Source organism: Bacillus xiamenensis (assembly GCF_000300535.1).
Lineage (GTDB): Bacteria > Bacillota > Bacilli > Bacillales > Bacillaceae > Bacillus > Bacillus xiamenensis.
The window spans coordinates 1-12,087 of sequence record NZ_AMSH01000029.1 but is presented as its reverse complement, the minus strand read 5'-3'; the positions used below and the strand labels follow the sequence as shown (position 1 = coordinate 12,087).

Below are 12,087 nucleotides of genomic sequence, written 5' to 3'. Positions count from 1 at the left end.
TTCTTCGGTCTCTCGGTTTTCGTCACAAGAGCTGGATTAGATACAGCTTTCATCAATTCTTCTCCTCTTTCAGCATTTTTTCAATAAACGAATTATCTACCACCTGACTGACATCAATCTTCCGCTGAATCGCCTTTGTTTGATATTGAAAATCAGCTGTATGCTGCTGGGCATTTATGATCTTCTTAGAAATGGGCTCATTGAGCGGCTCTGTATTGTTTAATACTTGTGTCACTACCTTCTGATCTAACTGCTTCAAACGAGCATATAGTGTAATGGCTTCCTGTTGATTTGCTTTCTGCCATTTCACCGCTTTGTCATAAACTTTTAAAAATTGCACCACCAGTTCAGGATGCTGATCGGCAAACTTGGTTCTGACAAGTGTGAATCCTGGAGAATATAAATCGGTCGCTTCTCCATTGACCAGCAGTTTTGCCCCTTTTTGTATCGTTTCAAGTGATAAGAACGGCTCCCAAATCGCCCAAGCATCAACAGACCCATTCTCAAACGCAGATATTGCTTCATCCGGCTGCAACTGAATGATCTGAACATCCTTTGCAGACAATCCTACCTGATCTAACACTTTGTATAAAAAGTCAAAACCACTGCTCCCTTTCGCAACAGCAATTTTTTTCCCTTTTAAATCTTCTACTTTTTGAATCTCACTGTTCTTGTTCACTAAAATCCCATTCGCCTTCAATCCATCCTGAGATAAACCAATTTCCTTAAAATCAATTCCTGCTGCCTGGCCAGCTATAACAGGTGAGTTACCAACCTGAGAAAAATCTAATTGATTAGCGGCCAGTCCTTCGAATTGGGGAGGACCACTTTGAAACTCCACCCACTTGACTTTCACACCTTCTTTTTCAAATGATTGTTCAAACCATCCTTTTTCCTTTGCTAAAAGTAGTGGACTTAGACTTTGCTGAATGCCAATCCGAATCTCTTTCGGCTTGTTTTCTGATCCATTGACGCTTTGATCACACCCTGCTAATACAAGGAGGAGAACCAGAAAGAGAGCGATTCTATTTTGCCTTTTCATCCGATTTGACCTCCTTAAATTCCTGAGCCATCCGTCAATAACAGCTCATCTGTTTTCTCAAATTCTGAAAGCACCTTTTGTCTTAAGCTCTGAAAGGCTGTTGAAGTTCTATTCCGCGGAAACGGTAAATTCACGGGAAGGATTTTATGAATTCGGCCGGGTCTTGCCTGTAACAGCACAATTTCATTGCCTAAATAAATGGATTCATCAATATCATGAGTGACAAGCACCATCGTGGTTCTTTTCTCCTGCCAAATATCCAGCAGCACATCTTGTAGGTGTTTCCGTGTAAATGCATCCAGCGCACCAAATGGTTCATCAAGCAGTAAAATCTCCGGATCACGCAGGAGTGCTCTTGCGATGGCTACACGTTGTGACATTCCGCCCGAAAGCTCATGTGGATAAGCATGTTCAAAACCTTTTAACCGAACAATCTCAATCAATTCATCCACTTTTCGGCGTATAGCTGCTTGTTTTAAATTGAAATTGGCAGCGATATTTTCTTCGACCGTCAGCCACGGAAACAAGCGATGCTCTTGAAAGATAAAGCCCTGTTTCATTCCTGGTTCTGTCACACGCCTTTCTCCTATCACGATCTCTCCTTCATAATCTGTATCAAGCCCTCCAATGATCTTCAGCAATGTACTTTTCCCGCATCCGCTCGGACCAATCACCGTCACGAATTCACCAGGAACGATGGTGAGCCTCACGTCCTCAAGCACTTGAATGGTTTGTTTGTCTTTCCAAAAAGACTTCCCCACAATATCAATGGAAATTGTCACTGCACCCTTCACTCCTCTTGTCTTCTTGCATATACACAGAAAGGCCCTTATCCCAAAAGAGAGATAAGAGCCTTCGTGTTGTCCGATCAGCTGTTCATATTGATTTGTTAGCACCATCCTAAATCATATTATCCCTATAAATCAACTATATTTTATAAAATAGTTATTTCGACCTTGTATGCTTTTCATCAATTCGATCGTAAATCGCTTCTATTCGTTCTTGATTACTGTAAATCTCATATTTGTTCCGCTCAATCAAAATGTCTAGTGTAAGATCCAGATGTCTTCTGTATTTTCTTCGTTTTTTCTTTTTTTCCATGTTCATCTTCCCTTCTAATTAAAATAAAAAAAAAGGCCCTTCACTCATGATAAGTGATAGAGCCTTCGGTTGACCGATCAGCTATTCTTGTTGATGTTTTCAGTATGGTCATGTTAATACACACTATTCCGACCTGTCAACTATAATTATTGTTTTTTCAGATTTATCTAAAAAATCATTGACCGGACAGGAAACAAGATTTATAGTCTTATTAAATATTTCTTATCAAAATAGTTGGTTTTATCTAACAAAAGGAGGATACACACATGTCAGAAGATCTTCAATTTCATCTAGAAACAAAAGCCATTCACGCAGGTCAGGAACTTGATTCAGCCACCTATTCAAGAGCTGTACCTATTTATCAAACAAGCTCTTTCGGTTTTAGAGATAGTGAGCATGCAGCGAATTTATTTGGACTTCAGGAACCTGGCAATATTTATTCACGTATTATGAATCCTACAAATGACGTGTTTGAAAAACGGATCGCAGCGCTTGAAGGTGGAATTGGTGCGCTTGCCGTCTCTTCTGGACAAGCAGCTACTACTTATTCCATTTTAAACATTGCAGGTGCTGGCGATGAAATCGTATCCTCCAGCAGTCTTTATGGCGGCACATACAATCTATTTGCCCATACATTAAAAAAGCTTGGCATTACCGTGAAATTTGTAGATTCATCTAACCTTGAAGAACTCGAAGCGGCCATTACAGACAAAACAAAAGCTGTCTATGCAGAGAGTATCGGGAACCCCAAAGGCGACATTTTACATATTAAAGCCGTCTCAGCCATTGCACACAAGCACCATATTCCACTTATTGTGGACAACACGCTTGCCAGTCCTTATTTGTTAAGACCTATTGAGTTTGGTGCAGACATTGTCGTCCATTCAGCGACGAAATTTATTGGCGGCCACGGCACATCTATTGGCGGAGTCATCGTCGATAGTGGTCAATTCCCGTGGGCTGACAGTGATAAGTTCAAAGGACTGACGGAACCAGACCCAAGCTATCATGGACTGACGTATACCGAAGCGATTGGAGAAGCGGCTTATATCACAAAAGCACGTGTACAGCTCTTACGTGATTTAGGGGCGGCTTTATCACCATTCAACTCATTTTTACTTTTGCAAGGCTTAGAAACATTGCATCTACGTCTTGAGCGTCATAGTGAAAATGCATTGAAGACCGCACAATTTTTACAGGAGCATCCTCTTGTAGAATGGGTAAGCTATCCAGGTCTTGAAGGCCATGAATCCTTTGAGCTGGCTCAAACCTATTTACCAAAAGGACAAGGAGCCATCCTCACATTCGGTATTAAAGGTGGGCGAGAAGCAGGGAAAAAGCTCATTGATTCCGTCCAGCTTTTCTCACACCTTGCCAACGTGGGCGATTCTAAGTCACTGATTATTCATCCTGCCAGCACAACGCATCAACAATTAAGTGAAGCAGAGCAAAAAGCGACAGGCGTTACACCAGAACTCATCCGTTTATCTGTTGGAACAGAAGCGATTGAAGACATTTTGGCAGATCTAGAACAGGCGATTTCAAAAAGTCAGTCTTAAACAAACAAAAAAAGCACACGGGTGTGCTTTTTTTGATCTATTTGATTAATGATTGAGTAAACGAATATCTTGGATGGGATAAAACACAAATGATGTTGTCCCTTGAATATCACTCTTTGTAAAAAGACCTAAACCGTTGCGGCTGTCCATTGAATTTTGGCGATTGTCACCCATCACAAAGTACTTCCCTTTAGGAACGGTAAGAGGACCAAAATCAGGCGTCAGCAAAGTGCCGTCTGCTTCTGCTTTCTTTTTGTTTGACTCTAAATAAGGCTCAGATACTTTTTTACCATTCACATACAGCTGGTCATTTTTCATTTCGATTTTATCACCAGGTAAACCAATCAATCGTTTCACATAGTGAGTGCTGCGGTCTTCCCCATCAAGAACGATGATCTGTCCCCGTTTATAATCGCCGAAGTAATCAACGGTTTTATTCACAAAAACCCGCTCTGTATCATGCAGGGTCGGTTTCATAGAAGTCCCTTTCACAATATACGGTGCGAATAAAAAGTTACGAATGATAAAAACAGCAATAAATGCGATTAAGATGGCTTTGATCCAGCCCCATAACTCTGATTTCTTTTTTTGTGTTTTTGTATTTGTCGTCATAAGCTCCTCCTGAAATCCCCTAGGACGAAATGAGTTTTTCGCCAGCTGGCCGCTGACGTCACACTTGTTTCCTCCCTAAATATAAACATATTTTGCCAACAAATCATGCTGAGAGAGAAAAAGGCAAGCACCTTTCTGTGCTTGCCCAAAACTCAGTTAGTTAGCAGAAGAATCCGCCTCGTTCTCTTTGTTTGTTTTACCATAGAAATAATCAGATGGATTCACTGGTTTAAAATCAGATAGTTTATGGAATCGAAGAAGATCCCTGTAGAGCACTTTATCTGAAAGGCTTAACTGATTATCAACACGGGCTTTAATTGCTTCTGTCTTTTTATTTTGTTTCACAACTTTACCCGTTTTTGTATCGTAGACTGTATTATCTACAAGGGTATATTTCGGTGTCACATAGTTTCCATTACGGAATGCAACGGTTTGATCATGCTGTTTAGAAAATAGATCTGTCCCAAAATTCACGAACTCATTTGAATCAATACCTTGTAAGTGAAGAAGTGTTGGCATCACGTCGACTTCACCGCCATACGTATGGTTCACGCCGCCCTGTTTTCCAGGGATACGAATCATGAGCGGAACACGCTGATTTTGTGCATTTTGATAAGGGGTAATTTCTTTCCCTTGGATTTCGCTCATTGCACGGTTATGGTTCTCAGAAATACCGTTATGGTCACCATATAATAGAATCACCGAATCTTTATAAAGACCTGATTTTTTCAAGTCCTTAAAGAATTGCTCTAATGACTCATCCAAATATCTTGCTGTTTGGAAGTAATTATCTACGGTTTTATCGCCAGTTGTTGCCTTAGCGATCGTCGCATCTTTTTCATCTAAATTAAATGGATAGTGATTTGTGAGAGTCATTAAATGGGCATAAAATGGCTTTTTCAACGATTCTAACATTGGGATTGATTCTTTAAAGAACGGCTTATCCTTCAGACCCATATTCACAAGGTTTTCTTCATCCATGTTGTAATATGAAGCATCGAAGAATTGATCAATTCCCATATGCTTATAAATCGTGTCACGGTTCCAAAAAGATTTATAGTCACCGTGGAGCACTGCACTTGTATAGCCTGCTTTTTGATCTAGGATCGCAGGAAGTGATTGGAAGGTATTTTCACCTTTTGTCACAAACGCTGCACCCTCTGGCAAGCCAAACATACTATTATCCATCATCAGCTCAGCATCAGATGTCTTCCCTTGACCAGTCTGATGGAAGAAGTTATCGAAATACGTAAAATCATCTTTACCATGAGCCAGCTTGTTTAAAAATGGCGTGACTTCTTCTCCATTTAATTTGTAGTCAATTAAGAACGACTGGAAGCTTTCTAAATGAATTTTAATGATGTTTTTCCCTTTTGCTTGACCAAAATACTCAGCATTTGGCTTCGCATAATGAGAGGTCGTGTAGTTCACAACATCCGTTAAATCGTCACTGCTTGCATTTGCTACCTGCGTTGCATTTTGCGCCGTTTGCACACCGTCATAAATCGCATAGTTATAAACACCTAAATATTTGACAATATATTTATGATCAAATGTTCTCGTTAATAATTCAGGACGATCCTTTTCAGCTAAATGTAGATTGACAAAGAACAGTCCAACACCCGCAGCCACAATCAGCAGTGCAAACGTCTTTTTCATTTGGAACTTCTTCACTTCTGGTCTCCAAATGACAATAGCAATTAAAATAATGATATCAATGAAGTACAAAAGGTCATGCGGCTTAATGCTGGCTAACACACCGCCAGTCATGCCTCCCCCAAGATTGCCCGCTTGCTTCATAGTTGGGAAAGTCAAAAAGTCATCAAAGAAACGGTAATACGCTACATTCGCATATAAAAGTGCGGTCATAATAAAATCAATGACAATTAAAACAATGGCAGATTTACGCCCCTTCAAAAAGAGAGCAAGTCCTAAAAACACAATGGCTGAACTGAATGGATTTAATAAAAGAAGCCCCTCTTGAAAAGAACCTTTGACTCCTAAATTAAAGTCCATTTTGTAAGCTGTATACGATTTTGCCCAAAATAAAAGAACAGCCAAAACAAAAAAGCTATATTTGTTCGCAAATATTTTTTTCATAAAACCTCTTCTTTCTTCATTTCGATCTGATATAAATGAAATCATAAAAAATTTACATTCATTTTGCAAATGTAAATCTTCTGCACCAGTTATTCCGATGCTCTGTCTCCGCTGGCTACATGTGCTCCTTTAATATAACGAATGAGAAGCATCATAAGTTTCAAAAAAAATACGAGTAAATAAAAGGAAAATTATCCATTTACACTAAATTTACTAAAACTTCACATTTCAGTGAATCATGAAGGTTTTGTAAATCACTCAGTACTACTTTACTTTTTTCATCTAATCGTGTCAAAGTAATTATAAAGAAAAGGAAGAATCACCTAGGCTTTTCGACTTATTTACCCAAAATTATACAAAATTCGATCTCAGCCCATTTGCTCTTTTATTGTGACTCAACCTCCAACAATCCATGTATCCGCTCTGCTTCTATAAACCTAAAAACAGTTTTAAAAAAAAAAGCTTGATTTCCTCTGCCAATGTACGGTGTGATAAAGGTATAGCTCCATCAATCAATCAATCAATCAAGCTGGGGGACATCCTATGAAAACGAACAAACAAATCAACACATTTGAACAAAGATTTTCAGAAGAAGTGATAGACATCATAGCTGTCACAGGACCTTCTGGGGTCGGTGCAGGAAAAGCAGGAAAAGAAACGCTTTGGACCGCTTCCATTCCACTCATTGCTTGGAAGGAAAATGACCGAATCACAACCGAAAAAATGAGACTGTGCTGGTTAACAGATGACAAGGGATTACGAGAAAAACAAGCACAAATACATCAAGAATCAATCGTTAGACTTCAGGTTCGAAAAGGTGAAGGTGAATTCATGCTCGTATCACTTAGCGATACAGATACCGAGGATAGAGATCTTGAAGAGATATTAGAAGAGGCTCAAAAACCTGTCTTTTATCACGATGACAAATTGGGCACCTTTGAATTAGTAAAAGGACTGGACTTATTTGAAACAACCATCCAATGGGGCAACCAGGAAAGCCTTCTCTACTTCAATCTTGAAGAAGACGAAGACATAGCCGCCTCTCTCCAAACCGCTAGACAACTCGTACAAGAACAGGCTAAATGGGATTCCTCTATTAAATCATTTGCGGCAAATAAACTGATTGAATTAGCCAAAGATTGGCAGGAACAAGACGACTCGGCTGAACATCAAGAAGAGATCTCGCAAGATCAATTGATTAACCGCATGTCACTGGAAAGCCTCCATGCTTATCCAAATGGAGAATTTGAAGCCTACTATCATGACGGTGATGTATTTTGGGGACATGTCATCATTGTCACTGGAAATATCAATGGCACGTTTCAGGATGCACATATTGCAGGCTAATGGATGGAGAGATGTTAAATGGAGATCAAGGCTTATCATGAATTAAATCAAATAGGGAAAACACCAGTCACGGCCAAGATTGGCGGATTTCGTCCTGATCCATCTAGATACAGCTGGTTTGCCGGTCATTTTTTCATGCAACCTGATAAAGGATGGCCGACAGATCAAGACGAAGCTATGATTCCCATTTTGCAAATATATTTACCAGAAGTACCAGGGGGAATAAACGGCTTTGATGAATGTAAGATGATACAAATTTTTCTCAACCAGAAAGCACTTCCGATTGATATCACCAAAAACGGTGAAGGCTGGAAGCTCATTGAATATTCAACAATGGAAGGATTAGAAATCGTTGAGACCCCTGAAGAAGTGAAAGGAATCAAACCCTTTCAAATCCAGTGGAGCGAAAGTGAACAAGAAGACTACCCGTGCTGGGAGGAAGCTTGGTCGTACGTTGATTTATCAGAAGTGAATGAAAGTGAAGAAGCAACAGACTACTTCTTTCAACACTACTCAAATTACTCGTTCACAAAAATCGGCGGATATGGGGCTTATATTCAATCTCCGCCCCATCAAAAGCAAGGTGAATTCATGCTGCAAATCGCCTCAGAAGAAAAACCTCGTTTCATGATTGGTGATCATGGCACCATGTATTTTTATTACAACAAAGAAACGAAAGAATGGTTGATGCACTGGGATTGTTTTTAGAGATCAATTGAATGAAACCTTTCCTCTTTTCTAAGCGTAATGAACCATATGAAAGGAGGAGATGATATGGGTTTTATTTTAGACATCTTTACCCTTGCTCTGTATATCCCTTTTCTACAGGTAGATGAAGAGGATATCTCCAGGAACGCAGTACATCTGAAACAATATAGCTGGTTTCAAGCGTTATTAAATGAGCAAACAAGTAGAGAGCTGATCATTTATCACCAAGATGTTCGCCATGCCATTGGCAGGTTTAAAACGGAGAAACTCCATAAAAAGCGATACAACTTAAGGTGCGAACGTAAATTACTGCAAGCATTACGTCATGCTATGTAAATATTCATAAAGAGCCGCACTTGCCTGTGGCTTCTTTCGTATAAATTGAATAGACCCATTTGAAGAAAACAATTGACGCTCGGACAACTCTCCCCGTATATTATGTATAAATCCATCTTTTTCTTAGAAAAGGGGGCCCTACATGTGCTTGTTTAAGAACTGGAGAAAAAAGCAGCCCAAACAACCGATCACTTCAGAAACGCAAGAAGACTGTATCCCAATTAACTTTTCCACCCTTCCCTTTGGTACAGACACCTTAGATGATTTTTTATTCAATTTAGACCTGACCTCCAAGCTCACAGATCCCTATAAAGAAACAGATACAAACAAATGAACCTAGACTTTCGTGAATGCTCATCCAAAACTGGATGATTTTTTTATCCTCTATTTACTCAATGAAAGGTGTAATCCCATGAAAACCTATTATATCGTCAGACACTGCCAAGCAGATGGACAATCCAAAAACGCGGCTTTAACACCGCAGGGCATCGCACAATCACACACACTCGCCGAGTTCTTTTCGAGCATACAACTCAATCAGATCATCTCAAGTCCTTATAAACGGGCGATCCAAACCAGCCAGCCTCTTGCCCATACAAAACAGCTTAAGATAAAAACGGATGAGCGTCTCTCTGAACGTGTGTTAAGCAGCAAGCCAATGGACGATTGGTATGAAAAGCTAAAGCTCACTTTTATGGATTTAACCATCGCGTATGAAGGCGGAGAATCCAGTCAGGAAGCCATGAACCGGATCGTAGAAGCTCTTGACGAACAAATAAAAAGAGGAGAAGATCATACCCTCTTTGTCACACATGGCAATATCATGAGCCTGCTCCTCAAATATGCTGATCCGGACATAGGATTCAATGAATGGAAAACACTCAGCAACCCAGATGTCTATGTCCTAAAATACTTTCGACCAGATCATTTAGAAATAAAGCGCATATGGCTCGACATATAAAAACGACAGAAACATTCTGTCGTTTATCCATCATATCTATTGGCGATAATAAAAAGTCTCCACCCATTCATACGACTTCTCTCGCTCAGCACACCATTTCATAAAATCGTTTGTCTCCGTTTGCTGAAATTTAATCCAGTCCGATAAAAGCTGCGTATAGTAATCTGCTTGTTTTTGATAATAGGTACGTGTCCTTTCATCTTGTATCAGCATCACGACATCTTGAATGCCCTGAATTCGCTCTTGATCCATCTCAAAGGTACTTAAATAAAGATCTTCATGTATATGGTGAAACGAATACCACAACGCCGATACATAGGTTTCACAAATCTGAACAATCACACGCTGCTCCTCACCGCCTCCAAGCTCTACCGCCTTCAATAAATAAGGCAGTGCTTCTCCTTGGTGCACAAACAGACCTTGCCAGCGATACGGTCTCACATCCAATGGATCAATATTCATCCATTTTTGAAGAACAGGCTGGATAATTCCATTCACCAACGGATACACAAGCAACTGGTGACCATCCTCAAACTGTTCAATCCACTCAAACACCCACTCCACAAAGACACGCTGTGTTTCAAAATCGTTCTTCTTCATTTCTTCAATAAAGGAATCAAGGACTTTTAGCGCCTCTTTACGCAGCCCTTGCTCTTTTTGTACACAGTACTGTCTAAAATGCGGATCATGTGTTGACCTCTCGTCTTGAATGATGACCCGTAATATAGTAGTAGATTGCAATAGAATAACGCCGCCTTTTTTACATTCAATTTAATCCTAAGACAAACCCTCCATGAAACGATGGTTGCTCTTAAATCCATTCTTTTCCGTGCGCCTGAATGAATTCCAAGTCCTTTTGATAGTGTTCAAGATGCCCTTCAGCGATCATTTTCTGAAAAGCTATGTCCCCTTCATGTGCTTTTCTTTTCATGTATTTACATAACCCCTCTAAGCGCAGCAACACCATATCCAAAAAACTTTCTCCCATTTTCTCACCATAGGATTCGAAAAACAATTGAATCCTATATTTTATAGGATCTGCATGTTCTAATGAATGATATTGAACCAGCTTACCAGTCTCGGTGCGAATGAATCTACTAAGAGGGACACAAGTGTAAAGTGTATAGGCGATATCCCAAAGTCTTGGACCAGGAGCCGCAACATCAAAATCAATGATTCCTACAGGTTTTCCATGATTAAAAATAATGTTGTACAGGGCAAAATCATTATGGCACACCACCTCTGTTTGGTTAGGTGTATTGTCCATTCGTTCCCAATCATCTGATATTGGAAAGTCACTTACAGCATCGTGGTAAAGTCTTAGCATTTTCGCTATTTCTTTTAAAACATCATGAGAACACATATAGCCTTTTACAGGATCATTGCCGGCCTCCCCTTCGATAAAAGAGAGTATCTCTCTCCCTTCATCATCAATACCTAAATACTTTGGGGCATAATTGAAATTCTTTTTCTCCAAATGCTTTAATAATTTGTGTATGTTGCTATTGCCTGGCTTTAATTCCCGTCTAACCGTATCTCCCGAACGATAGACGTTTGAGACATTCCCGCCTGTCAGTAATTCTTCATTGTTATATTGATTTTTCATTAAAAATCCCCCTAAAGACGGGATACCAGCCAGAGGTGGAGTTTTCCCTATACATAAAAGCAGCTATCTAAAGGTCCCTGCTTAGCAAAGGGAATATAATTGTCCACAGCATGCATCCCTGTATCCCTTGAATGATTTACACAGAAAAGTAATCGAATACTTAAAACGAAGGACTGTATAACTTTTCATTTTGTAAACCATGTCAAGGGTATTAAGTTGCCCTTTCTTTAGATCGCTAATTTTATATTATCAAATGGGATGGATCAACTAAAGGAGTTTTCAACACTTTGCTTTCTAGAAAGGGATACGGATCTTCTGTTTATCTGAAATATTCAAGAATGAAATGCAATTCACTATGACGTTAGATGATTCAAACTCATGATCTGTTCTTAGGAATGATGTTACATGCTGCCTGTGCAAACACCAAAGCAAATTTAAAACACAAAAAAATGCCTCTCCATAATAGAGAAGCATTAGATTGACAGTACATTCATTCAATTACCGATTATAGATACCGGTGGCCGGGGTCGAACCGGCACTCCGTGAGGAACACGATTTTGAGTCGTGCGCGTCTGCCAATTCCGCCACACCGGCATGATCATTAAATAGCGCAACTTATATAAAAAAACAATGGTGCCGAGGGCCGGACTTGAACCGGCACGGTAGTCACCTACCGCAGGATTTTAAGTCCTGTGTGTCTGCAAATTCAACAACC

At 39.8% G+C, this 12,087-nt stretch carries 13 protein-coding genes and 2 tRNA genes; 6 read left to right on the top strand and 9 right to left on the bottom strand.

Annotated features, from left to right (window positions below):
• Nucleotides 1–52: 52 nt before the first annotated feature.
• From BA1_RS10635 to BA1_RS10625, 3 genes are all read right to left on the bottom strand, one after another.
• Entirely contained in the window at nucleotides 53–1,042 is a 990-nt protein-coding gene (locus BA1_RS10635) for an aliphatic sulfonate ABC transporter substrate-binding protein (RefSeq protein WP_008358665.1), read from the bottom strand.
• 14 nt (nucleotides 1,043–1,056) lie between these two features.
• A complete protein-coding gene (locus BA1_RS10630; protein WP_008358663.1) occupies nucleotides 1,057–1,824 on the bottom strand; it encodes an ABC transporter ATP-binding protein in 768 nt (255 codons plus the stop codon).
• 163 nt (nucleotides 1,825–1,987) lie between these two features.
• On the bottom strand, nucleotides 1,988–2,143 hold the full coding sequence (locus tag BA1_RS10625; protein ID WP_034739115.1) for an FbpB family small basic protein: 156 nt from the start codon (nucleotides 2,141–2,143) through the stop codon (nucleotides 1,988–1,990).
• Nucleotides 2,144–2,409: 266 nt separating this feature from the next.
• Here BA1_RS10625 and BA1_RS10620 point away from each other — a divergent pair, with 266 nt between their 5' ends.
• Nucleotides 2,410–3,702, top strand: a complete 1,293-nt coding sequence (locus tag BA1_RS10620) for a homocysteine synthase (RefSeq protein ID WP_008358661.1) — start codon at nucleotides 2,410–2,412, stop codon at nucleotides 3,700–3,702.
• 45 nt (nucleotides 3,703–3,747) lie between these two features.
• On the opposite strand, the gene lepB is transcribed toward BA1_RS10620, so the two are convergent.
• Together lepB and ltaS are read right to left on the bottom strand one after the other, a co-directional pair.
• Nucleotides 3,748–4,314: a signal peptidase I gene (lepB, locus tag BA1_RS10615; protein WP_008358658.1), complete on the bottom strand. Its 567-nt coding sequence runs from the start codon at nucleotides 4,312–4,314 to the stop codon at nucleotides 3,748–3,750.
• Between the two features lie 156 nt (nucleotides 4,315–4,470).
• Nucleotides 4,471–6,414 (bottom strand): lipoteichoic acid synthase, encoded by a 1,944-nt coding sequence (ltaS, locus tag BA1_RS10610; RefSeq protein WP_034739123.1) that lies wholly within the window; start codon nucleotides 6,412–6,414, stop codon nucleotides 4,471–4,473.
• Between the two features lie 543 nt (nucleotides 6,415–6,957).
• On the opposite strand from ltaS, the gene BA1_RS10605 reads away from it, so the two are divergent.
• From BA1_RS10605 to BA1_RS10585, 5 genes are all read left to right on the top strand, one after another.
• Complete coding sequence (locus BA1_RS10605; RefSeq protein WP_008358655.1) at nucleotides 6,958–7,761, top strand: DUF2262 domain-containing protein; 804 nt, start codon at nucleotides 6,958–6,960, stop codon at nucleotides 7,759–7,761.
• An 18-nt stretch (nucleotides 7,762–7,779) separates the two neighbouring features.
• Nucleotides 7,780–8,469 (top strand): DUF1963 domain-containing protein, encoded by a 690-nt coding sequence (locus BA1_RS10600; protein WP_008358653.1) that lies wholly within the window; start codon nucleotides 7,780–7,782, stop codon nucleotides 8,467–8,469.
• A gap of 66 nt (nucleotides 8,470–8,535) precedes the next feature.
• On the top strand, nucleotides 8,536–8,805 hold the full coding sequence (locus BA1_RS10595) for a hypothetical protein (protein ID WP_008358651.1): 270 nt from the start codon (nucleotides 8,536–8,538) through the stop codon (nucleotides 8,803–8,805).
• A 142-nt stretch (nucleotides 8,806–8,947) separates the two neighbouring features.
• Nucleotides 8,948–9,139, top strand: coding sequence for a hypothetical protein (locus BA1_RS10590; protein ID WP_008358649.1), 192 nt, complete (start codon nucleotides 8,948–8,950; stop codon nucleotides 9,137–9,139).
• Between the two features lie 78 nt (nucleotides 9,140–9,217).
• Complete coding sequence (locus tag BA1_RS10585) at nucleotides 9,218–9,766, top strand: histidine phosphatase family protein (protein WP_008358647.1); 549 nt, start codon at nucleotides 9,218–9,220, stop codon at nucleotides 9,764–9,766.
• Between the two features lie 36 nt (nucleotides 9,767–9,802).
• Here the strand turns inward: BA1_RS10585 and BA1_RS10580 are convergent, their stop codons facing one another.
• From BA1_RS10580 to BA1_RS10565, 4 genes are all read right to left on the bottom strand, one after another.
• Entirely contained in the window at nucleotides 9,803–10,507 is a 705-nt protein-coding gene (locus BA1_RS10580; protein ID WP_008358645.1) for a hypothetical protein, read from the bottom strand.
• A 70-nt stretch (nucleotides 10,508–10,577) separates the two neighbouring features.
• The gene (locus tag BA1_RS10575) at nucleotides 10,578–11,372 is read right to left on the bottom strand and encodes a phosphotransferase (protein WP_008358641.1); all 795 of its coding nucleotides are present in this window, start codon (nucleotides 11,370–11,372) and stop codon (nucleotides 10,578–10,580) included.
• Between the two features lie 512 nt (nucleotides 11,373–11,884).
• Nucleotides 11,885–11,966 (bottom strand) — tRNA-Leu (locus BA1_RS10570).
• Nucleotides 11,967–12,003: 37 nt separating this feature from the next.
• Nucleotides 12,004–12,086 (bottom strand) — tRNA-Leu (locus BA1_RS10565).
• Between the last annotated feature and the right edge of the window lies 1 nt (nucleotide 12,087).